Origin of the sequence: Negativicoccus succinicivorans (assembly GCF_018372215.1) — a bacterium.
Classification (GTDB): Bacteria; Bacillota; Negativicutes; order Veillonellales; family Negativicoccaceae; genus Negativicoccus.
Genome location: NZ_JAHAJN010000003.1, coordinates 84742 through 107552 on the forward strand (window position 1 = coordinate 84742; position 22811 = coordinate 107552).

Genomic DNA, 22811 nt, shown 5'->3' on the forward strand with positions numbered 1-22811 from the left:
ACCGACTTCTACTCCTGACGAATAATCACAACCGGAAGATCGTCTTCATCTTCCTCATCGATCGGTTCAATGGTAACTTCAGCGGCGTCCTGTTTCTTTTCCGCTTTTACTTTCCCTTTCGCGCTTTTGGCGGCGTCTTTCGCCGCGTCTTTCGCTATTTTGGCGGTTTCCGCAGCGGCGTCGGCTTTGGCTTTCGCTTCATGCGCTTCTTTTTCGGAGGTCGAGGCAACTTCTTTCGCCTGCTTTACCGCCGCGTCGCTCGAATTCTCATCCGTCGCGACTTCTTTGGCTACCTTCGCGTTTGAGGCGTGCTTTTCCGCTTGCGCCGCCGCCTCTTCCGCTTCTTTCGCCGCATCTTCCGCCACGCCGGCGGCCGTCGTCGCATTTTCCGCCGACGTCATCGCGGACGTTTCATTCGGCAGAGTAATGGTTTCAAGATCTTCATCAGCGACCTCCCCTGTCGACGCGGAGTCCGCATTGTTCATTTCGCGCCGACGTTCTTTGGCCGCCGCATTCGTTTCGCCCGGCTGCGCGACGTTTTCCGCCGTCACGACGAGGTCGTTTTTACGCGCCTGCGGCGCGCCGTCCACGCTGACGACGCCATGCGTTTTGACGGTATCCTGCACCTGAATGTAGAGCACCGTTCCCGCCGGCATATCGACATCGCTGCCTTTAATAAAATACCCGCCGACCAAACCGATCGGCCCCAAAACCATCGCGCCGGCCGCCGATGCACCCAGCGCCGCCGCTTCATGTTTCAATTTTTCTTTCGCTTCCGGTCCCAATACGGTGGCAATCGGTTCATCATCGATGCCGAATACCTGATTGAACTCGATCTCCAGTTTACCGTTGCGACCGAAACTGCGCGGCGGTTGCACTTTTGTCACGACCCCCGTGCCTTGCGCGCCTTGCGGCAGCACGAGAACCTCATCGACAAATACATCCTGCGCGACCGTGAAACGAATTTCATCGCCCTCCTGATTGGTTTTCGTCGCTACGCCTTCGGAAAGCGTAATCGGGAAAACGGTGTTCGCAGGCATTTCCACTTCGCGCAATTCAAAGTGACGGTTTTTATAAATGCTTTTTTCCAAACTAAGCACGCGCGCGGAAAGGCTGCCGCCTTTTTTCTTACCGTATACTTCGGTTTCCAGCGCGCCGATCCGATCGGCTAACGCCGCGCGACTGATTTCATTGCGCAGCTGCCATTCGAGCGTATTGACGCGAGTCACCAGCGACGGTTCTGTGGTGTCGCTTCGCACCACGTCGTTATAAAGCGTTCCGATCTGCTCGGCAAGACCGTCTTGCGCAAGCTTCGTACCGTACACATCACGACTCGCTTTTTGCACGCGGTCGAGCATAGCCCCCGACTGCGCTTCACCGTACAAAACCGTATCAATCATCGTCGCCTGATCCGCCAATGTCGGCTGGGCGGCGTAAGCGGCCCAGGGGAGTGCCAATAAAAGCGAAAGCAACGGCGCCAATCGTTTCTTCATTCCATTACCTCTTTTCCCTTGACGTGAAAATCACGCCGCAAATACATATCGTTCGGTTTTTCAAAAAGAGCTGTTTCGCCATGCGAAACAGCTCTTTCCGTTAGAAACGCACGTCAATGATAGCCGACACGCCGACACCGCTGACGCGGTTCAGACGCGTAGGATTTTTGCTGTCGACCGGCACCAAACCGCGGATACGGAACAGCTTGTCATTGAAGCTGCCTTCCACCTGCGCGACCGCTTCGACTTCGTCCACCGCCGATTGCGGGCCGATGACCTGCGCCGCGCCGATGTAGCCTTTATCGCCGACACTGATGATCGGCACGACCTTCGTCGCATAGCTGGATTCGACGTCGTTTTCGCGCATCAATTTGTTAATAAAATTATTGAGTTGATCGGAGTAACGATCTACCACATAGCCGATACCGCCGACTTTCAGCACGCCGCCCAAAACACGGCCCAAATTAAATGCCTGGGTGTTGGCGACGGTGCCAAATGTCAATAAGGTACCGACGAGAACAGCGGAAATTACCTGTTTCATTTTCTTTTGCATAGCTCTCACTCCTTTAGTTTGACTCTCTCTTTATTATACTAAACGATGTCACCCGCGACAATCTTACGCGCGCGCCGAAACACTGTCCGCCTGCGCCCGCTCCGCCTCGATATCCGCCATTTTAGCCTGAATCATCATGGCGCACTCGATGCGTTTTTTCTGGATTTCGCAACTGACCTTGTACGGTTCATGAATATCACCCGCAAAGGTTTCATTGTTGGCGTGGCAACCGCCCGAGCAGAAAAATTTCGCCCAGCAACCTTGGCAAGTCGGCTTTCTCAGCACGTGATTTTCACGGAAAGCGCGCGGCGTGTCCATATCGAACAGGCCCGTCTTCACATTGCCGATCACATACCCGTCCCGACCGACGAACTGATGACAGGGATAGATATCTCCGTTCGGCACAACCGCCATGTATTCATGTCCCGCGCCGCAGCCGCGCAAACGCTTTTGCAAACACGGACCGCGATAAAGATCCATATTGAAATGGAAAAATTGGAACGGACGACCTTCGCGTTGACGATCCAAATACGCCTGCGCCAATTTTTCGTACTCCGCGAAAATTTGCGGCAAATGTTCTTCCGTAATCGCGAACGCGTTATCTTCGCTGACAACCGGCTCCATCGAAAGTTCGTTGAAACCCTGGTCCACCATATCGAGCACGTCGGTCGTAAAATCAAGGTTCTTGGCCGTGTACGTGCCGCGCACGTAGTATTCTTCGCCGTTACGATGTTGCACCGCGTACGCCAAGTGGTCGCGGATCGGTTGGTACGTACCCTCGCCGCGCACCCCGGGACGCATCTCGTCATGCACTTCTTCACGACCGTCCAAACTCAACACGAGACTGACATGCTGCTCATTGAAATATTGCACCTTGCGCTCATCCAACAGCATGCCGTTGGTCGTCAGCGTCAACTTGAAAATCTTGTCGTGTTTTTTCTCCTGCGCGCGGATATAATCGATCGTCTGTTGCACCACATGGTAATTCATCAGCGGCTCGCCGCCGAAGAAATCGATCTCGCAATGTTTACGCGGACCGGAATGCGCGATCAGAAAATCAACCGCCCGACGCGCCGTATCAAAACTCATCAGCTCGCGCCATTTACCGTAACCGCCTTGGCCCGCGAAGCAGTAGCGGCAACGCAGATTGCAGTCATGCGCGATATTTAAGCATAATGCTTTGACAATCGGACGTTCTTCAAGCGCGACGGTAAACGCCGGATCCATTGTCGCGAACAAAAGGCCGTCGGCGATCAATTCGTCGACCTCGGCGATCGCTTCTTCAATCTCAGCCGCCGGATAGCGGTCGCCGAGCGCCGCCCGCGCCTCGTCCGGATTCGTTCCATCGTAGGTATCTAAAAGCTCGTACGTCAACTGATCCGGCAGATGCACGCAGCCGCTGTTGACATCGAGCGCGATGTATTCGCCATTTAAATAAAACTTGTGAATCATAGGTTGTACTGCAGAAACTTCCGTCATTGAATTCTCCTTACATGCAAAAGGTCCTTCGTCTGCGCAAAGGACCTCAGCTGTTTACCGTTGTTGTTGTTTGCATACCTGGTTGCCGATGGTGCAACTTGTCTTGCAAGCGGATTGACACGAGGTCTGGCATTCGCCGCAACCGCCGTGTTTCGCGGTCTGTTGCAAAGATACCGGATTGAGTGTACGAATATGTTTCGCCATGTCGTTCCCTCCTTAGTTGTTATCGTTATTATAGCATAACCGTCTGCCTGTCGCATGCATTTTGCGCGCGCGTCAGACAAATTTCAGAAACATTTTACGCATGCAATATAAAATCAACCGTCTTTACGCTACGCGAGCCACCACCACAGCAGCGCCGCCGGCGATACGCCGATCGCCAAAAGCGCCACGCCCAATCCCAGGCAGCCTTTTTGCGCTTTGCGTTCAGTGCGCGCGCTCTGCTGGTAAAACCAGTCGTCCACCGCCTCCGTCAAGGCGGCATGCTGCGCCTCCATGCGCGAAAACACATGCGCGAACTCCTGTCGCCGCGGCTCCGGCAAACTGTCCGCCGTCGCGTACGGCGCCAATTGCTCACGCGCCGCCGTGTAGCGCCGCACAATCTCTTGCCACACATCGGGATCCAATTTCGTTCGGTATTGATAAATGCCTTTTTGCGCGACGAAGTTATATAAATTTTCATTCTGCTGCATCTCAAGCAGTATCGCGCTCAGTCCCGGCACATCCCGAAACCGCTCCACGGCTACTTCCTGCCACCGCAAATATTCGGCCGCGGTCAGTTTTATCGTCGTAATCAGATCACTCGGCGCTTGCATGCTCGTCTCCTTTGGGGTACAATACATTATATCTTTGCTTTCATTATAGCGGATTTCGGGTGCAAACCCAATGATTTGTCAAGAGACTGAAAATGAAATAAAAAAGTACGTGACAAATGATTTTTTCTTTGCTATAATATTTTTCATCGGGGCATAGCGCAGTTTGGTAGCGCACTTGGTTCGGGACCAAGGGGTCGCAGGTTCAAATCCTGCTGCTCCGACCACTTGCGGGTGTAGCTCAATGGTAGAGCTCCAGCCTTCCAAGCTGGCTACGAGGGTTCGATTCCCTTCACCCGCTCCATTTTCAGTGGGTGGCGGTTAAACGGCATAGGCCGTTTTTTTATTGCGCAAAAATAATCAGCGTAACATTTTATATCTTCCACGATAAAAACAACGGATGTAAAATTCGCGCCGTTTTCGCTAATCAGTACCGGCCAAAAATTGCTGAAGCTGTATACGATTTACGCCGGACCGGATCATGTCCCGGGCACAATTCACGAAACGCATGAAGATGCGAAAAACGATCCGAATGAGCATTGGCAACGAAATTTTGGCGCGGCAATACTATTGATCATGAAATAAAAAGCACTCTCCGCAAAAGAGAGTGCTTTTTTATTATTTCTTTGACGTTTAGTCACGGTACTGCGCCGGCAGTTCCTTCCTGCGGGCCACGCCCGTTTCGATCGCTTTTTTCGCGACCGCTTTCGCAACCGCAAGCGGCACGCGTTCATCAAAAACGTCGATGACGACATTATCCTGCCGCAAGTCTTTGTCGTCGATCAAATCGGCCAACGCATACGCCGCCGCCAATTTCATTTCCATGTTGATCCGCCGCGAATGCACGTCGATCGCGCCGCGGAACAGACCCGGGAACACGCTCGAGTTGTTGACCTGGTTCGGCATATCGCTACGGCCCGTGCCGCAAACAGCGACGCCGGCCGCAATGGCATCTTCGTACATGATTTCCGGAACGGGGTTCGCCATCGCAAAGACGATGCTGTCTTTGGCCAAAAGCTTCATATCTTCCGGTTTGAACGCGCCTGCTTTGGAAACGCCGAGCAATACGTCCGCGCCCTTAATCGCGTCTTGGAATGTGCCCTGACGATTTTCCGGATTGATCCGGTCGACAAGATCTTTCTGCACGCGGTTCAATTTGCCGTTGTCATGCAAAATTCCTTTGCTGTTGAGCATTGTCATATCGGTCGCGCCGGCCGCCAAAATCATGTTGGCAATCGCGGTGCCCGCTGCGCCCGCACCGTTGATGACGATTTTGACTTTGGAAATATCTTTTTTCACGAAACGCAGCGCGCCCAGCAGCGCCGCCAAGGCGGCGATTGCCGTGCCGTGCTGATCGTCGTGGAACACCGGAATTTCCATTTCTTCAATCAAACGGTCTTCGATATCGTAGCATTTCGGCGAAGAAATATCTTCGAGATTAATGCCCGCGTAGTTTTTCTCCAACATTTTGACGGTGCGAATAAATTCTTCCGGATCTTTGGTGTTGATAACGACCGGCAACGCGTCGATGTTCGCGAAACGTTTATAAATCGCCGCTTTACCTTCCATGACCGGAATGGCGGCCGCCGCGCCGATATCGCCCAAGCCGAGTACGCGCGTGCCGTCCGAAATAACGGCGATCACGTTGCCGCGCAATGTCAGCGAAAACGACAGATCCTCATCCTCTTTAATATGCAAACACGGTTCGGCGACACCGGGCGTATACGCGACCGCCAGCGCGTGCCGATCGTTGATCGGCATCTTGAGCCCCGTCGTTAAAATGCCCTTGTGCTGTTTGCGCATTGCCATTGATTCTTGTTTCAAATCCACAGTAATCCCTCCTCTGGTTACACACCTTTGATCGCCGGTAAGTTGCGACCGTAATAAATCTCCGTCATCTCCTGGCGTAACTGTCGCCGGATCTTTTGCGCCTCGCCTGCGGAAAGGTCCGCGCGCGTCTGATCGAAGAGGTAGTCGTCAAGACCGAAATCCTTTACCATCATTTTACAATGGAAAATATTTTCCTGGTACATATTGACATCGACAATATTATAACGGTTGCGCAAAGCCGCTTCGATATAGTGGGAAATAGCCTGCATGCGGTGGTCGATGTAAATCTTTTTGCCGTTGACATCCCGCGTGAATCCGCGCACGCGATAATCCATGATCGCGATATCCGGCGCAAAACGTTTCAGCAAAAAGTTGAGCGCTTTAAGCGGTGAAATTTCCCCGCAGGTTGAGATGTCGATATCGGCACGAAACGTGCACACGCCGCGTTGCGGATGGCGTTCCGGATAGGTATGCACGGTGATATGACTTTTATCCAAATGCGCGACCACATCTTCTTTCGCCGCCCCCGGATGCCCTTCGGCGATCAGCATGGTCACGCTGGCGCCTTGCGGATCGTAATCCTGCGCGGCGATGTTTAAAACATGCGCGCCGATGATATCGGATACTTCCCGCAATGTTTCCGTAAGCGTTTCGGCATTGTACATCTCATCGATATACGCGATGTATTGCTGCTGCTGCTCCTCGCTGGTCGCGTAGCAGACATCATACATATTGAAACTGAGCGTCTTAGTCAGATTATTGAAACCGTATAGTTTTAATTTTCGTGTTTTTTTTGTTGTCATGCTTTTCCGCCCCGCGCCCGTTACTCGGACTGCTCCCGCAAACGTTTGCTGAGAATGCGTAATGCTTCGCCGCGATGACTGATGCAATTTTTCTCTGCCAAAGTGAGTTCGGCCATCGTTTTTTCGCGTTCCGGCAGATAGAAATACGGGTCATAACCGAATCCTTCCGTGCCGCGCGGTTCGAGCACGATTTCGCCGCGGCAGATGCCGCGCGCCGTGCGCTTGGTACCGTCCGGATATACCAGTGCCAATTCGCAAACGTATTCGGCGCCGCGATCTTGCCGCGCGACTGACGTCATTTCCGCAACCAGTTTCGCATTGTTGGCGGCGTCATCGCCGTGCGTGCCCGCGTAGCGAGCCGAGTACACGCCCGGCGCGCCGTCGAGCGCGTCAACCGCCAGACCCGAGTCGTCCGCCAACGCGGGGAGTCCGGTTTTTTCCATATAGTAGCGCGCTTTTATGAGCGCGTTTTCCGCAAATGTCGTGCCGGTTTCTTCCGGATCCGGAAGATCCGCCACCTCCGCCACGGGAATGCCCTGGTAACCGACTTCAGCCAGCATGGCCTGCATCTCGCGAATTTTCCCTTCGTTATGCGTCGCCAGCAAAACGCCGCGCCGTCCGACACTACCGACAAGATCTGCCAAATCGCCGAGCGCTTCTTGTTGCGCCGCGATCAATTCGGCAATGCCCTTTTGCGCCAGATCCAAGAGTTCATTTAACTGCGCGCGCGAAAATGTCGCGCCTTCGCCCGTGCCCTGCACCTCGACCAGTTCGCCCGACTGCAAGGCGACCACGTTCATGTCGACATCAGCCGTGCTGTCTTCTTCGTAGCAGAGATCCAAGTGCGGCACGCCCGCCAGTTCGCCGACGGAAACAGCCGCGCAAAAATCCTTCACCGGAAACGGCCCTTCGCCGTTCCACAGGCCGGCAATCGCTTCCACCAACGCGACATACGCACCCGTAATCGATGCCGTGCGCGTACCGCCATCCGCCTGCAGAACATCGCAGTCCAACGCGATGGCGACTTCACCGAGCGCCTCCAAATCAACCGCCTGCCGCAAACCGCGACCGATCAGTCGTTGGATTTCCTGACTGCGGCCGGACAATTTGCCGCGCACCGCTTCACGCTGATTTCTGTCGTTCGTCGCTCGCGGCAACATCTGGTATTCCGCCGTCACCCAGCCTCGTCCTGCGCCGCGCAGCCAGCGCGGCACGCGCGGCAGCACGGACGCCGTGCACAATACTTTCGTATCGCCGCAGGTAATCAGCGCCGAGCCTTCCGCATATTTATTCACGCCCCGTTCGATCGTCACGGGACGCAATTCATTTATTTCGCGACCGTCAATACGCATCGTCGGTCTCACTCCTTTGTTTATCTTCCCCGAAAATCTGCACTTCCGGTTCCAGCGTTACGCCATGCTCCGCGAAAACGCGCCGCTGCACTTCGGCAATCAAACCCAGCACATCGGCCGCGGTCGCGCCGCCTCGATTCACGATAAACCCCGCGTGACGCATGGAAATTTGCGCGCCGCCGACCGTCAAGCCTTTGAGTCCGGTCGTTTCAATCAATGTTCCCGCATAGTAGCCGACGGGCCGCTTAAATGTGGAACCCGAGCTCGGCATATCGAGCGGCTGTTTCGTCGTCCGCCGTTTTGTATAATCCGCCATCTTCGCGCGAATCTCCGCCGCGTTCCCCGGTTGCAGTTCCATCGTCACCTGCGTGATGATATCGCCCGTTTCCTGGAACACGCTGTGACGATACGCGAAGTGCAGCTTATCCCCCGCGTAGACGACCCGTTCGCCCGCGCGCGTGAGCGCCGTCACTTCCGCCACGATCTGTTGCATCTCGCCGCCATACGCGCCCGCATTCATCCACACGGCGCCGCCGATCGTACCGGGAATACCGCAGGCGAATTCCAAACCGGACAGTTCCGCTTTCGCCGCGGCGCGAGAGGCCTGCGCCAAACGCACGCCGCCGGCCACGACAAGTCGGGTGCCGTCGGTGTAGCAGGGTCGCACCAGCCGTGAAAGACCGATCACAACGCCGCGCACACCGCCGTCGCGCACCAACACATTCGCCCCGCCGCCGAGAATCATCAGCGGGCATTTTTCATTGGCGACAACGCGCAATACGCCCGCCAGTTCCGCCTCGGTCTCCGGCTCGATATAGAGATCCGCCGGTCCGCCGATCGCGAACGTCGTATGCCGCGCCATCGGCTCGGCAAAATGCAACGCGCTCTTGGGGACAACGCCGGAAAACAACTCTTCCCAATACTCTTTAGTCACTGCTTGCCCTCCGCCGGCGCAAAGCGGGACAAATCGGGAACGCCTTCGCCGATCGCCTCGCTGACGATTTTTTGAATATCGGCGGCCACCTGCTGCCAACGCATGAACGCGTGCAAGTACTCGCTCGCGAGCGAGTTGTTTTGCACCATCACCTGCAAGCTCTGTAATTTTTCCATGCCGTCCCAGCCGTCTGTTTTCTGCAACATGCGACGGTATTCCGCTTCCATCTGCAAGGCGAGAAATTCTTCCGCCAGATCTTTCGCCGCCGCGTCCTGCGCCAGTTTTTCTTTCGCCGCGATCAGCTGTTTCATTTCCGCGCTTTCGCGAATACTTTTCGCTAAATTATAAGCGTCATCATACATATTCATGGGAATCTCCTTTCACTTCGGGCAAATGTCCCTTTTGCGCCAGCGTGGGAAAATCCAACTGACGCAAGGCTTCGTACGAAACAATCGCCACCGCGTTCGATAAATTCAACGAACGGGCTTCGGCCCGCATCGGAATCCGAATGCATTGCTCCGGATGCGCGGCCAACAATTCTTCCGGCAGTCCTTTGGTTTCCTTACCGAACACCAGGACATCTTCATCGGTAAAGCGGACATCGGTATAGCTTTTTTCCGCTTTCGTCGTATTAAACCAGAAACGTCGGCCCTTGAGATATTCGACCAACGCCTGATAATTTTCGTGAATATGAACTTCCAATAAGTCCCAATAGTCTAAACCGGCCCGCTTCAAATGCTTGTCATCAATCGAAAATCCGAGCGGTTTCACCAGGTGCAAGACAAGATGATTGGCCGCGCACAAGCGACTTATATTGCCGGTATTGCCGGGAATTTCCGGCTCGACTAAAACAATGTGCATACTGCCTCCTACATGGAAATCTTTCAATACCGTTTATTGTAACACAGGGTAACGGGCTCGCGAAACATGTCGTTTCAGACGATCCGAAATTCTTCCGTCTGGTAATCTTTACGGCGCGGCACAGCGAAAAATAAATGCATATCGTCAAACGCCGCGATAAATTCCGCGCCCATAATGAAAATGAGCGAGGTCAGATTGAGCCAGATGAAAAGAATCATTAAGCCGACCAGCGAGCCGTAGGTCGCGCCCATATTGGCGATATTGCTCACATAAAAGCCGTACGCTCCCGTCATGGCGACCCAGATCGTCGTCACGATCGCGGCGCTGGTGAGCGTGTGCGACCAGGGCGTGCGCCCCTCGTGTTCGACGAAGCGCGGCGCGTAACGGTAGAAAACCGCCAGCACCAAAATCATCGCCACAAAAGGAATCAGGTAGGTGCCGATTCTCCAAAAGAAAAGAAATTCTTTCGTCAAACCGAGTACCCCCATAAATGTTTTCACGATCAGGTTGCCGAATACGGTAATGCCGAGCGACGCCAGCATCGTGCCGACAATCAGCAAGGTGAACAGGATCGATTTCGTTTTGACGCGAATATAGGACTGGACATTTTTCCCCGTTTGAAACGCGATATCGGTCGCGCGGATCAAAGTGTCGATGCCTTTGGACGACGACCACAACGCCAATAAAAGACCGATGGACAGTACCGTGGTCGAACGTTGCTCGATAATATCGGTAACCACCGGCGCGAGCGTCGCCGGCACATCCCCCGGCAGGTACTGCATGTAGCGCAATACCGTATCGATTTGCGACGCCGCCACGAACAATATGATGTTAAACAGGAAAATCAAAAACGGCACCAGCGCCAAAATCAGGTAGTAGGTCGCGGCCGCGGCCAGCATCCCCACATCATCATCCATATACCGCTGATATAAACGTTTACCAATATATAAAGCGCGCGAATCGCGCAGACGTTTGAACCATTTCGCTTCGTTAAGACGATGCCGAATGACTACCCAAGGGTCCACGTTCTTTCCCCTTTCCTCAACCGGTACAATTACGTCATCGCAGACGTAAAATAGTTGATTTTATTATAGCATAGTAAGAATCGGCTTTGCGGCATTTTGACGACGGTTGCCGAACGCCTTGCAGCTGGTATAATGAAAGCAAAGCGGCAACGGGGAAATGGTCGCGAGGGAGGAAATATGCAACGACGTATTATGCACATCGGGCTTTTGGTCAGCCTCTTCGCCACCATGGCGTATCCTCTGACGAGACTCAGCGGACACGAGTGGATTGCCTATATTTTCACGCTGATCGTCGGCTATCATGTCTACGAACATCGCCGCGCTTTGGGAAAATTTACCCGGCACGCGACGCCGCGCAGCCGTTTTCTGCGCGCAGCGAACTATGTGCTTTGCGCGGTATTCATCATCTGCTTTATTTCGGGATTTTTATTCTCATCGCTGATTCCGCATCCGGGGCGGGAAGTGTTACGCTACGCCAAGTACGTTCACATCTGTTCGTCGTCTTGGTTTTACGCACTCGTCGCGATGCACGCCGGCTTTTATTGGGACAGTTTGCGTCACACAATGCGGCGTGTTTTGCCTCCGCTTGGCGGGAAATGGCACGCGGTGCTCGGCGCGATCAGTATGTACGGCTTGTATATCGCGGTCGCGCGTAATTTCTTTTTGAAAATGGCGTATCTGTACTTGAAACATCCGAAAGCGGAGCCGAGCGCGATTTTGTTTTTCATTGACTATTTCGCGATCTTTATTCTCTTCGCCTACTTCGGCTGGTGGCTGCTCCGCTTCATCAGCCGCCGACCGGCGCATGCCTGACACGCAAAAAAGACCTCTTGCGAGGTCTTTTTTTATTGCTGTTTCTTTTTCGCCGCTTTGTAACGAGCCTGCTGGCTCAAAATGCGTTTGCGAATGCGGATGGCATGCGGAGTCACTTCGACCGTTTCGTCGTCGTTGATCCATTCCAGCGCTTCTTCCAACGTAAATTGACGCGGCGGAGTCAAACGAATCGCATCATCGGAACCCGACGCGCGCATATTGGATACGTGCTTTTTCTTGCACGGGTTAACGTCCATATCGGTATCGCGAGCGTTTTCACCGACCACTTGACCTTCGTATACGGATTCGTTCGGTCCGAGGAAGAGCGTGCCGCGTTCCTCGATATTGCCCAAACCGTACGCGGTGGTTTCCCCCGGTTCGACGGCGACCAACGCGCCGCGCGTCCGCATCGGAATCTGCCCTTTGAAAGGAGCGTACCCGTGGAAAACGTGGTACATGACGCCGTTGCCTTTCGTGCTGGTCAAAAATTCGTTGCGGAAACCGATCAAACCGCGCGCCGGAATGATAAATTCCATGCGCAGGTAACCCGACAGCTCATTCATGCTGATGAGTTCCGCTTTGCGCGGTCCGAGACTTTCCATGACGGTGCCCATGAATTCCTGCGGCACGTCGACATTCAAGCGTTCCAACGGTTCGCATTTCTGACCGTTGATCATTTTCATGATGACCGTCGGTTTGCCGACCTGCAATTCGTAGCCTTCCCGGCGCATCATTTCGATTAAAATCGACAAGTGCAATTCGCCGCGGCCGGATACTTTGAACGCGTCGGCGGAGTCGGTTTCTTCCACTTTCATCGCGACGTTCGTCTGCACTTCTTTCATAAGGCGAGCACGTAAATGACGGCTGGTGACGTAGTCACCATCCTGTCCCGCGAACGGGCTGTCGTTGACGGAAAACACCATCGACAATGTCGGTTCATCGATATTGATCGAGGGCAATGCTTCCGGGTGTTCCGGATCGGTGATGGTCTCGCCGATGTTGATGTCTTTGAAACCGGTGATCGCGACGATATCGCCCATCTTCGCGTCATTCGTTTCCACGCGCGCCAAACCGTTGTACGTGTACAGACGGCCGATTTTATCCTGGCGCACCTGATCGCCGTTCATGATCGCGACCGGCTGACCGTAACGGACGAAACCGCGCACGATACGACCGATGGCGATTTTGCCGACGTAATCATCGTAATCCAGCGTCGTGACCATGATCTGCAGCGGCGCTTCCATGTCGCCTTCCGGCGCCGGAATGTAATCCAAAAGCGTTTGAAAAAGCGGCTCGACACTGTCGCTGCTGTCGTCCATCGACAACTTGGCAATCCCCGCGCGAGCGGACGCGTAAATGACCGGGAAGTCGAGCTGTTCGTCGCTCGCCTCCAGTTCAATGAAGAGGTCGATGATTTCCCCTTCGACTTCCTCGACGCGTTGATCCGGACGGTCAATCTTGTTGATGACGACGATCGGCTTCAAATTCTGCTCCAAGGCTTTGCGCAGCACGTACTTCGTCTGCGGCATCGGCCCTTCAAAAGCGTCGACCAGTAAAACTACGCCGTCGACCATGTTCAAAATACGTTCGACTTCACCGCCGAAATCGGCGTGGCCGGGTGTGTCGACAATATTGATTTTCGTGCCGTTGTACATGACGGCGGTATTTTTGGACAAAATGGTGATCCCGCGTTCGCGTTCAAGATCATTCGAGTCCATAACGCGTTCGGCAACGCGTTCATTCTCACGGAAAACGTGGCTTTGACGCAGCATCGCGTCGACCAGTGTAGTTTTGCCGTGGTCAACGTGAGCGATGATCGCGACATTACGTATATCTTGCCGTTGCATAAATGTTCCTCCTGATGGTTAATAACTTTAATATTATATCACACATCGGAAAAAACGCGTAATCGTTTCGTCAAATCTTTGTTATTCGTGAAAACAAAAAAAGACCTTGCGGTCTTTTTATTTGCTTTCAGCGTTTTCCGCCCGCGCAATCGCAACGCCCGCGCTGACGCCGAGCCGATTCGCGCCCGCGTCAAGCATCGCGCGCGCCGTCGCAAGATCGCGAATACCGCCGGCGGCTTTGACGCCGAAATGAGGTCCTACGGTATCGCGCATCAGTTTCACGTTCGCTACGGTGGCGCCTGCACCGGCAAAGCCGGTCGACGTTTTCACAAAGTCCGCGCCGACTTCTTGGGCCAGCTTGCAGGCATTCACAATTTCCGTCGGCGTCAGCAACGCCGTTTCCAAAATTACTTTGAGTGTAACATCGCCGATCGCCGCGCGCACCCGGCGAATTTCTTTCGCCACCATATCCCACGCGCCGTCTTTCACCGCGCCGATATTTTGCACCATGTCGATTTCGGTCGCGCCCTGCGCCAGCGCCCAGCTCGCTTCCGCCGCTTTCGCGGGACCGCCGTTCGCGCCGTGCGGAAAACCGACGACCGTCGTCACGCCGACGCCGCTTCCGGCAAGCGCCTGCGCCGCCTGTTGCACACGATACGGCGCGACGCAAACAGTGGCGAAATGATACGCCTTGGCTTCTTCACAAAGTGTTTCGATAGCGCGAGCGCTCGCGTCGGGCGCCAGCAGCGTGTGATCAATACAACTTGCAATCATGCCTTGTCCTCCTTTGCCCGTTGCGCCTGTTCATCGCGCCACAGTTCATGCGGATCTCCATAAATACGTTTCGTCCATTTCCAGCGATTGTGGATCCAAAACCAGTCTGCCGGACGCTCGCTCACGCGCTCTGCCAAAATCGCATTCAAGGTATCGGTCATTTCCCGTACCGCGACCGCTTTTTTTAAATCCTGACGCGTCCAGAGCGCTTTTTGCACGACCACATCAAATCCTTCGTCGCGCGTATAGATATGCACAGGCACGATCGGCACTTTGCGCGCATAGGAAAAAACGGCCGGTCCGGTAACGGAAAGCGCCAGTGTGCGAAACAGTTGCGCCAGCACTCCTTTGCCGCCGCCATCCTGATCGTACAAAAGACAAATCCATTTGCCGTCTTCCAGCAGCCGCAAAATTTCCCGCATGTTTTTCGGATATAGCACTTCTTCACCGAGCATCGCGCGCGATTCGCGAATGAATCGATCGAATCCTTCATTCGACTGTTTGAAACCGACGGCGACAATTTTGCCGGGATACTTGCTCGCCAGCGCGCCGCCCAGCATCTCCCAATTGTCCGTGTGCGAAGCCGCGATAATGCAGCCGCCGCCGCTTTGGTAAAGGGCGTCGAGTTCCTCCGTGCCGGTGAAATGCATCTGCTCTAAAATGCGGCCTTCGGTGTACAGCGGAAAGCGCAGCATATCGAGCGCGACCCGCCCCAAACGGACAGCGGATGTTTTCGCGATCGCCCGCGCCTGTTCCGGCGAATCAGCCAGCTCGGCCCGCAAAATATTTTCCACCGCGATATCTTTGCGTTTTCGCGGCAATATGCGCCAGAAAAATCGTCCCAGGCGGTCTCCCCAGCGACGAGCGGCGCCGGCCGGCAAACCGCATGCCCAACGGCGTCCTAATTGTAGCCAAAAATACATACCTTGCCTCCGCCAAAAAATGCCGTCTGTGACGGCATTTTTTATTTTTCTTCAGTTGTTTCCAACACTTTTTCCAAGCGTTTCACGCGTTTCAGCAGTTCGGGCAAATGATTGAGTGTTCCTTCAATCCGTCCCCACTGACGATGCGGACGGGCCGGAAAGCCCACATATGTGCCCGGCTCTTTGATGCTGCCGACAACGCCCGTCTTCCCGCCGCAGGTAACATGATCGGCAATCGTAAGATGCCCCGAAACGCCGGTCTGTCCCGCCAGAATGCAATGGTTACCGATTTCTGTCGAACCCGCCACGCCCACTTGGGCAATGATGAAACAGTCTTCTCCGATGCGGACATTGTGACCGAGATGCACAAGGTTGTCGATCTTCGTGCCGCGACCGATCGAAGTTTCACCGAATGTCGCGTTATCGATCGTCGTGCCGGCGCCAATTTCAACATCATCACCGATGACCACGCGACCGATCTGACGAATCCGCGTATGCTTACCGCCTTCGGTAGCAAACCCGAAGCCTTCACCGCCGATCACGGCGTTGGCGCGAATGATAACGCGATCGCCGACTTCGGTCCGATCATGCACCACCGCGCCGGAATGAATTTCCGTATCGCGACCGACGGTCACATCGCGTCCCAACACGACATGCGGATGTAAAATAGCGCCCGCTTTGACAACGGTACCCGCGCCGATCACCACATACGGTAAAATCGTCGCCTGCGGATCAATCTCCGCCGTTGCATCGACAACGGCCGTCGGATGGATACCGACCGGCGGCACGTACAAAGGTTTCAATACATCGACCAGTTCCGCAAACGCCCACTTCGGATTTTCCGTGACGATCACGGTCGTTGCCACCGTTTCTTCCGGCGCGCTTGTCATCAGTACCGCGCCCGCTTTCACCAGCGACAATTGCGCGGCGTATTCGTCGAGTAAAAAAGCAATATCGTTCGGGCCGGCCGTTTCCACGCCGGCAACGCCCGTGATTTCCTTATTACCGTCACCGTATACTGTACCGTTAACCCGTGCGGCCAGATCCGCTACTGTGTATACCATTACTTTTGCCCGCTTTTCTCTGCGGCGGCCGGTTGCGCCTCTTGATTCTGTTTTTTATTCGTATTGTCGTTGGCTTTGAGTTTCGCCAGCAATTCTTCCGTTACGTCCACACCTTGGTAATGAACGGCATTCTTATGCATAATAATGCCGAGCTTTTTCTCCTTGGCGATCAGCTGGGATTGACTTGTGATCAGCGCCTGGAATTGCTGCTGTTTGGCCATCTGAAATACTTGTAATTCACGTTTGGCCGCCTGCTCGGTCACGGCGAATTCTTCCGGCGAGGAAGTCGCCTGCGCCTGCTGCAGACGCGTTGCGATTTCCGCCTGCTTGGCCATGATTTCCTGGGTGATCTGCTGGGCCTGGCCGCTTTCCCGCGCGATGCGTTCAAAATCGACAACGCCGACTTTCTCATCATTGCCGCAGCCGCTCATCAGCATGACGCCGACCAGCATGCCGATCAGCGCGAAGGACCGCCACCATTTATTTACCACTGTTACTTACCTCCTTAGGATTCGTCCCCAATTTCTGCAGGATATCATTCGTGACGTCCTGCGCAGAAATATTGGCGCGATACTCGGCAAAAATCACTTCGAGATTTTTGGCCTCCGCTACCGCCTGCGCCTCGTGACGAATATCTTGGGTGATTGCCTCTTTAACTTGTGTCATTTCATTTTGTTTGGTCGCGAGTTTTTCGCGCCATTCGTGATTCCAACCGGCGCCGTCGGGCATCAGTTGCGCCGCCATCTCATCGTGGAGCTGTTGTTGCGTGGTCTCCCGTTTGGCGCTCAGTTCCGCCGTCACTTCGTCGCTGTATCGGGCCAGATCCGCCTGCGCTTTTGCTTTCAAGGCGGCAAGCTCTTTTTGCCCTTCTTCCGGCAGCGCTGCCGGCGTATCCGTCAAAGCGGCGCGCGCGGCGAGCAATTCCTGCAACCGCGCTTCCATGGCTTCGCGTTCGTCCGCGGGTAAATGGAGCGCTCTAAGTTTCAGCTGCAGATTGACGATTTCCAAATCCGCCTGTTGTAATGCTTCATCCACCGGTTGCGGCGCGCGCGCCATCCATTCACGATACAACGCTTCCAGCTTTTGGTTCCATGCGGTTTCACGCGCCGTCATTTTGGCCCGGTATTCCGTGTTGAGTCCCTTTTCGATGGCCCCGGAGGAAAGCTGCTCACGCAATGCCTCCTGCGCCTGCGCGGAACGGCGAATCAGTTGTTCGCGTTCGGCGTCATACGTGGCCACCAGGTTTTTGTACTCCTGTTCCAGACGAAAATAATCACTGTAGCGCGGGTGGGCGTGCACTAATTTTTCCATATCCGCCACACCGTACTGCGGCGCTTGCGGTGCCTGCTCCGTACGGGAACAGCCGCCGATGCCGCAGCCGCTCAGCAAAAGACACGCGGCCAGAAGTACACTCAGGGCTCCATGCGTTGACCTTTGCATAGATTACTTCTTGGTTTCTGCCGACTGCTCTTTACCCGCTTCTTTCGTCAGAGCATTATTGAGCGCCGTCTGCACTTCGCTAGTGATATCGACGCCGCCGTAAAGCACAGCCGCTTTGTCGACAACCAGCGATAAGCCTTTTTTATTCGCTACTTCTTTAACGGCATTATCAATTTTACCTTGAATGTTTTTGTGGATTTCAGCCTGTTTGGCGTTGAACTGTTTTTGCATTTCCTGGAAATATTGCTGCTTTTCCGCGTCCGACATATTCGCCGATTTCGCGTCAAACTCGCTTTGTAATTGCTGCGCCGCCGCCGCCATTTGCTGCTGGTATTCCACGCCTAAACTGGATGTATCTTTAATAATGTTGGCCTGATCGACCACGCCGATGGACGAGGTCGGTGCCGCCTGAGCAACATTCCCCATGCCCATCATGGCATACGCCGCGATACCGAGAACGAACACCGCCGCGACGACGAACGAAACCACTTTCACATTGTACTTATTACGCATTGCTCGCATCATAATCAATCGACTCCTTTAATTCCTCAGATATGTCCGATGACACGGACCCAATAATCGTCTTCATCGCGGATCAGCTCCACACCGAGATAATCCTGAAGACGATAGCCGACGGCAACGCTGTCCGCCGACGGCGACAAGTCATGGTCCCACCGGAGATACCAGCGCGGACTGAATTCCTGTCGCAAAAATGCCGTTTGCTGCGGTTCCGTCCATTCGTAACGGTAACCCAAGTAGGTTCCCGCACCAAAACGATGCATGTAACCGGTGGAAACGTCCCAACTCACATCATGCGGGAAAAAATCCACATCGACGAAGAAAGTATCGTGATCCGTCGCCCGTTTTCCGAGCGTGCCGCGGACCCGCGTGTTTTTTTCTTCCCGTCCCAAATCCAGAGCGACATTGGCGTCAATCAACCACGTATCCGTGGCCGCATGTAACGTATAGGTAAGTTCTTCGCCAATCGTAAGCACGCCTGTCAAATCTAAATCGTAACGACTGACAAAGGGATCTTCTTTGGCCGTCTCCAGCAAACGCGCTGCGATCTCTTCACGGTGACGTTCCAAAAAGGCCTGCGGCGCGCCGATGTATTCCGGCAAGACCTTCCGAACACGTTCCGCCGCGCCGTTGATGAAGATGCGCGGCACCGTTTCGGAAGCGGTGCGCACCTGATAGGTACGAACCGTCGGTCCTTGCGGTAAAAGGTAGATTTTAGCGCTCGTTGTCGCCGCCGGTATAATTTCAAGCTTGGCGTTAAATTCCGGCAAACGACGGGCAAATTCGTCTTTTACGAGCGTGTCTGAAATGCCCCCCACCCAATCCAACGCGCCGAGCGGTAAGCCGATCAAAAGCGCGTTGATTCTTTCATCGATCGCCGCCAGATCGCTTGCCATCAACGCATGCACCGTCGGCGATAAATTACCGTAGTCAACCGCCGTGTGCACCTCTTGCACGTGCTCACCGTAGGGTGTCAGAACGAGAACCAGTCGGGTCGCCGCGTCGGCGTGCACCTCGACATCGGTCACCACGTACCCTGAAATGACACGACCCGCGACATCCGCCAACACTTTGCCGTATTCGCCGGCATGCGCCGCCACCGTTTCCGATGGCTGACCGATCAAAACGCGTTCACCGATCACTTTGACACTGGCTTCAATACGATCGGCCACCGAAGGCGCTAATCGTCCCGTACCGGTTTGCACGCTGACATCCACCGTCTGAATCGGCGCCGCCTGAAGAGTCAGCGGCAGCGCGACCAAAGCCGCACTCAAGAGACCGGTAAGCCGCTTACTCATAGATTCCCTCATTTCTTATAAACAGTGAACAGGCGACAAGAATTTGTCGCCTGTCGCGGTTTAGAATTGGCCGCCGAAGCTGAAGTGGAATTTATTCTTGTCACCATGCGCATAGTCGAGTCGAATCGGTCCGATCGGAGTCTGTACCCGCAAGCCGACACCGGTCGACCAATGCACCTTATTGCTGTCATGGTACCAGGGAATACGCGACTCATCGATGCCCCACGCGTTACCGACATCGGTAAAGACGACGCCGTCCACTTTCTTGATGATCGGGAAGCGGTATTCCAAGGTAGCCGCATACATGTTGCTGCCTTTGAACTGGTCATCTTCAAAGCCGCGCAAGTTGTACGCGCCGCCCAAGCTGAAGAGTTCTGAATAACCGATTTCGCCGTTGGCGTAACCGCCCATGACGCGCAGCGCCAAGACGTGGTTATTTTTCAGTTTCTTATAAAAACGTCCTTCGGCGTTGACTTTATAGAAGTCGAAATCGCCGCCCAAGCCGTGGCCCGCCCATTGGCCGGTTACCGAGTAACGGTAGCCGCGGGTCGGGTTGAAGTAATTGTCGCGGTTATCAAACACATGAGTAACGGACAGGCTGTTCGTTCTACCGAAGTTTTTGCCGATGTAGTCCATGTCTTTGAAATTGTAGTAACCCTGCGGAGTGACAGTGGCCACCGCCGTGCGCAAGGCATCGCGCCATTTGTTGAGCGCTTCGATATCCGCGTTCTCGTCACCGGTCAGTTTCGGTGCTTCCGGAAGCGTTACACTGCCAAGCAGGGATGCCGCCGCGCCCGGTTCCAAAAGCGTCGGCTGCGGCGCATTCAACGCAAAGTTAACGACCGGAATCGGTTTGCCGTTGGCATCCAGCTTCAACTTGCCGTCTTCCGTGCGCTCCATGCCGACCAGCGGAATGACCGCGTTTTCGCCGTAGTTGAAACCGCCTTTATATTCATCATATTTATCGTCGCGGCTTTCCCATGTGATCGAAGTCGTGCGATATTCGCCATGCGCGCGTCCCAGGGTCAGGTTGTAACCTTTGCGACGCTTGTCATAAGTGGCGACAGTGCTGCCGTCTTCGTTGTAATCATCATATTCCACCACGCGGTTGTAGAACGAGAAACCGAGCGACGTACCTTTATCGTCAAGCCACGGACGCGTGTACGAAATCTGGTAGTTCTTATCGCTGCCCTTGCCGCCGAATTCCCAGTGGACATTGATCTTGTCGCCCGTGCCGCGGAAGTTGTTTTCACCGAATTCCACGATCCCGACAAAGCCGTCCGACTTTGAGTAGCCGGCGCCCAAGGTAACAACGCCCGTTTTTTGTTCGAGCACGTCGATTTCCACAACGACCTGATGATCGACTTTGCCCGGCAGCAAACGCACGTTGACGTCTTCAAAGTAACCCAGGTTGTAAAGACGTTCCAAGCTGCGTTGCGCCAGATATTTATTGAAAGGATCCCCTTCTTTGAAGCGCAGTTCGCGAGTGATGACATAATCTTTAGTCTTTTTATTGCCTTTGATGACAATATCTTCGACAATGCCTTCATCGACTTTGACCGTCAGCGTCCCGTCCGGCGCGACCTGCACGTCGGAAACAGAGGCCAAAATGTAACCCTGCTTCACGTAGAGATCTTCAATCGCGCGAACTTTTTCGCCCACTTCCACCGTATTCAAAACGCTGCCTTGCGGAATGGCCAACATCTGCGCAAGGTACTCGGCATCAAACGCCGACACGCCTTCCACGCGAACCTGATTGACCACCGGGTTCGTCGCGACCTGATACGTCAACTGCACGCCTTCCGGCACGGCGGTGAAAACCGGCGCGATTTGCGCAAAGATGCCGCTGTCGCCGATGGCTTTGATGTCGGCCGCGATCGCTTCCGACGATACTTTGTCGCCGACTTTGGTCGTCAAACGCGGCAGTATCTGCCGTGCGACTCCGTCAGGAACGCCCGCCAACGCTACTTTTGTAACCGTTTTGCCGACCTGCGCATCGATCGCCGCCTGATCCGCCTTGGCTACATACAGCGCCTGCACGTTGCTCGTCTGGGTCGTCTGGCCGACGGTCAGCGCCGGATTGTCGATTAATCCCTGCGTCGCAAGCGAGTCTTTTGCGCCCGGTGTCACCGTCGTTGAGATAGCCGCTTCATTATACGGCATATGCTGTTCGGAAACCGTTGTCGGCGCATCCGCCGCGAACCCCTGAGTAACCCCCAGCGTTGCCAGCGTGACTGCAGCGACAAGCCATTGCCGCGCCTGTTTGCTATGTTTCATATAGTCATATCCTCCTAATTGCAAATGGTGTTCATTCATTCGAATGATAGGTTTAGTTTACTTGATAATTACGGTGTACGCAATACCTTCGCCGCATCACTGACCACCGACTGCATTTCGTCCGGAGCAAGTGTCACTGTCGACTTTGCCGGTGCTGTTTTGACCGGTGGCGGCACCGCATGCGCTACCGGCTCACGCGTCTCCGGTACCGCTGCGCTCACCGCCGACGCTTGCTGCGATGCTTGCGATACGGTCGGTTGCGGCCATGTCGCCGAGGGTTCCAAAGGAACCGTTTTCACCACCGTTGCGGGAGCCGTAACCGGCGCGGGAGCGTCATCATCCTTTTGCCACCACCAGCCGAAACCGCTCACCATAACGAGCGCTGTCACCAACGCGAGAGCGCGTTGCCAATGTTGCCACTGTCGGGACATGCCGCGGTCTTCCCGAAGTTTTTGCATTTCGGCTTGGGCTAAAAGCAAGTTCAATTCACCTTTCAGAGGCGTTTCGTCATGAAATGAATGCTCCGCCTGTTCCAACCAGCGACGCGCCGTTTCAACGCGACAGACAAGCTCATCTCGGGAAAGACTCATGCGTGTGCTCCTTTCTTGTAAAATCTCCTAATCAATTTAAAGTCGGCTTTTGGGATTTTCTTTGCAACCGCATTCAGCATTCTTTTTCTGCATAATACTCGTGTTTTTGAGCGAATTCTCGCAA

The 22811-nt window shown here is 54.5% G+C and carries 23 protein-coding genes, 2 tRNA genes and 1 pseudogene; 3 read left to right on the top strand and 23 right to left on the bottom strand.

Translation table 11 applies throughout. From position 1 onward, the window contains the following. Positions 1 to 8: 8 nt before the first annotated feature. The 5 genes from KIB08_RS02670 to KIB08_RS02690 form a co-directional block, all read right to left on the bottom strand. The gene (locus tag KIB08_RS02670; protein ID WP_303989260.1) at positions 9 to 1493 is read right to left on the bottom strand and encodes a hypothetical protein; all 1485 of its coding nucleotides are present in this window, start codon (positions 1491 to 1493) and stop codon (positions 9 to 11) included. A 100-nt stretch (positions 1494 to 1593) separates the two neighbouring features. Continuing rightward, positions 1594 to 2034: a hypothetical protein gene (locus KIB08_RS02675; RefSeq protein ID WP_303989429.1), complete on the bottom strand. Its 441-nt coding sequence runs from the start codon at positions 2032 to 2034 to the stop codon at positions 1594 to 1596. 75 nt (positions 2035 to 2109) lie between these two features. Then, positions 2110 to 3525: a thioether cross-link-forming SCIFF peptide maturase gene (gene scfB, locus KIB08_RS02680; protein ID WP_303989262.1), complete on the bottom strand. Its 1416-nt coding sequence runs from the start codon at positions 3523 to 3525 to the stop codon at positions 2110 to 2112. A 54-nt stretch (positions 3526 to 3579) separates the two neighbouring features. Beyond that, positions 3580 to 3729: a six-cysteine ranthipeptide SCIFF gene (gene scfA / locus KIB08_RS02685; protein WP_024048344.1), complete on the bottom strand. Its 150-nt coding sequence runs from the start codon at positions 3727 to 3729 to the stop codon at positions 3580 to 3582. A 128-nt stretch (positions 3730 to 3857) separates the two neighbouring features. Further along, positions 3858 to 4340 carry a hypothetical protein gene (locus KIB08_RS02690; protein WP_303989266.1) on the bottom strand — a complete coding sequence of 161 codons (483 nt, stop codon included), beginning with the start codon at positions 4338 to 4340 and terminating at the stop codon, positions 3858 to 3860. 147 nt (positions 4341 to 4487) lie between these two features. Between KIB08_RS02690 and KIB08_RS02695 the strand changes: the two genes are divergently transcribed. Further along, positions 4488 to 4564: transfer RNA gene (locus KIB08_RS02695), tRNA-Pro, on the top strand. Positions 4565 to 4567: 3 nt separating this feature from the next. Next, a tRNA-Gly gene (locus tag KIB08_RS02700) sits at positions 4568 to 4641 on the top strand. Between the two features lie 329 nt (positions 4642 to 4970). Here the strand turns inward: KIB08_RS02700 and KIB08_RS02705 are convergent. The 8 genes and pseudogenes from KIB08_RS02705 to KIB08_RS02740 form a co-directional block, all read right to left on the bottom strand. Further along, positions 4971 to 6167, bottom strand: coding sequence for an NAD(P)-dependent malic enzyme (locus KIB08_RS02705; RefSeq protein ID WP_303989268.1), 1197 nt, complete (start codon positions 6165 to 6167; stop codon positions 4971 to 4973). A 17-nt stretch (positions 6168 to 6184) separates the two neighbouring features. Beyond that, positions 6185 to 6970: an adenosylmethionine decarboxylase gene (speD, locus tag KIB08_RS02710; protein WP_303989270.1), complete on the bottom strand. Its 786-nt coding sequence runs from the start codon at positions 6968 to 6970 to the stop codon at positions 6185 to 6187. A 20-nt stretch (positions 6971 to 6990) separates the two neighbouring features. Further along, the gene (locus KIB08_RS02715; protein ID WP_303989432.1) at positions 6991 to 7614 is read right to left on the bottom strand and encodes an XTP/dITP diphosphatase; all 624 of its coding nucleotides are present in this window, start codon (positions 7612 to 7614) and stop codon (positions 6991 to 6993) included. 54 nt (positions 7615 to 7668) lie between these two features. Next, a pseudogene (gene rph / locus KIB08_RS02720) lies at positions 7669 to 8322 on the bottom strand (ribonuclease PH); the annotation flags it as partial. Then, positions 8312 to 9256: a UDP-N-acetylmuramate dehydrogenase gene (gene murB / locus KIB08_RS02725; protein WP_303989273.1), complete on the bottom strand. Its 945-nt coding sequence runs from the start codon at positions 9254 to 9256 to the stop codon at positions 8312 to 8314. The gene murB and the pseudogene rph, both read right to left, overlap by 11 nt. Next, a complete protein-coding gene (locus KIB08_RS02730) occupies positions 9253 to 9624 on the bottom strand; it encodes a YlbF family regulator (protein ID WP_303989276.1) in 372 nt (123 codons plus the stop codon). Before KIB08_RS02730 ends, murB begins: the two co-directional genes overlap by 4 nt. Beyond that, the gene (gene trmL / locus KIB08_RS02735; RefSeq protein WP_303989279.1) at positions 9611 to 10117 is read right to left on the bottom strand and encodes a tRNA (uridine(34)/cytosine(34)/5-carboxymethylaminomethyluridine(34)-2'-O)-methyltransferase TrmL; all 507 of its coding nucleotides are present in this window, start codon (positions 10115 to 10117) and stop codon (positions 9611 to 9613) included. The genes KIB08_RS02730 and trmL overlap by 14 nt, the downstream gene beginning before the upstream one ends. A 74-nt stretch (positions 10118 to 10191) precedes the next feature. Further along, positions 10192 to 11142 (bottom strand): YihY/virulence factor BrkB family protein, encoded by a 951-nt coding sequence (locus tag KIB08_RS02740; RefSeq protein WP_303989282.1) that lies wholly within the window; start codon positions 11140 to 11142, stop codon positions 10192 to 10194. Between the two features lie 177 nt (positions 11143 to 11319). On the opposite strand from KIB08_RS02740, the gene KIB08_RS02745 reads away from it, so the two are divergent. Further along, entirely contained in the window at positions 11320 to 11955 is a 636-nt protein-coding gene (locus tag KIB08_RS02745) for a DUF4405 domain-containing protein (protein ID WP_303989285.1), read from the top strand. 32 nt (positions 11956 to 11987) lie between these two features. Here KIB08_RS02745 and typA read toward each other — a convergent pair whose 3' ends face one another. From typA to KIB08_RS02795, 10 genes are all read right to left on the bottom strand, one after another. After that, positions 11988 to 13802, bottom strand: coding sequence for a translational GTPase TypA (typA, locus tag KIB08_RS02750; RefSeq protein ID WP_303989288.1), 1815 nt, complete (start codon positions 13800 to 13802; stop codon positions 11988 to 11990). Between the two features lie 117 nt (positions 13803 to 13919). After that, a complete protein-coding gene (gene deoC, locus KIB08_RS02755) occupies positions 13920 to 14576 on the bottom strand; it encodes a deoxyribose-phosphate aldolase (protein ID WP_303989291.1) in 657 nt (218 codons plus the stop codon). Beyond that, positions 14573 to 15499 (bottom strand): lysophospholipid acyltransferase family protein, encoded by a 927-nt coding sequence (locus KIB08_RS02760; RefSeq protein ID WP_303989295.1) that lies wholly within the window; start codon positions 15497 to 15499, stop codon positions 14573 to 14575. The genes deoC and KIB08_RS02760 overlap by 4 nt, the downstream gene beginning before the upstream one ends. A gap of 41 nt (positions 15500 to 15540) precedes the next feature. Further along, a complete protein-coding gene (gene lpxD / locus KIB08_RS02765) occupies positions 15541 to 16563 on the bottom strand; it encodes a UDP-3-O-(3-hydroxymyristoyl)glucosamine N-acyltransferase (protein WP_303989298.1) in 1023 nt (340 codons plus the stop codon). Continuing rightward, positions 16563 to 17054, bottom strand: coding sequence for an OmpH family outer membrane protein (locus tag KIB08_RS02770; RefSeq protein ID WP_303989301.1), 492 nt, complete (start codon positions 17052 to 17054; stop codon positions 16563 to 16565). The genes lpxD and KIB08_RS02770 overlap by 1 nt, the downstream gene beginning before the upstream one ends. Then, positions 17044 to 18003 (bottom strand): hypothetical protein, encoded by a 960-nt coding sequence (locus KIB08_RS02775; protein WP_303989304.1) that lies wholly within the window; start codon positions 18001 to 18003, stop codon positions 17044 to 17046. The genes KIB08_RS02770 and KIB08_RS02775 overlap by 11 nt, the downstream gene beginning before the upstream one ends. Positions 18004 to 18006: 3 nt before the next feature. Next, positions 18007 to 18528 carry an OmpH family outer membrane protein gene (locus KIB08_RS02780; protein WP_303989307.1) on the bottom strand — a complete coding sequence of 174 codons (522 nt, stop codon included), beginning with the start codon at positions 18526 to 18528 and terminating at the stop codon, positions 18007 to 18009. A 23-nt stretch (positions 18529 to 18551) separates the two neighbouring features. Beyond that, positions 18552 to 19820: a hypothetical protein gene (locus KIB08_RS02785; protein WP_303989310.1), complete on the bottom strand. Its 1269-nt coding sequence runs from the start codon at positions 19818 to 19820 to the stop codon at positions 18552 to 18554. A 60-nt stretch (positions 19821 to 19880) separates the two neighbouring features. Further along, positions 19881 to 22097: a BamA/OMP85 family outer membrane protein gene (locus tag KIB08_RS02790; protein ID WP_303989313.1), complete on the bottom strand. Its 2217-nt coding sequence runs from the start codon at positions 22095 to 22097 to the stop codon at positions 19881 to 19883. Positions 22098 to 22165: 68 nt separating this feature from the next. Beyond that, complete coding sequence (locus tag KIB08_RS02795; protein ID WP_303989316.1) at positions 22166 to 22687, bottom strand: hypothetical protein; 522 nt, start codon at positions 22685 to 22687, stop codon at positions 22166 to 22168. Between the last annotated feature and the right edge of the window lie 124 nt (positions 22688 to 22811).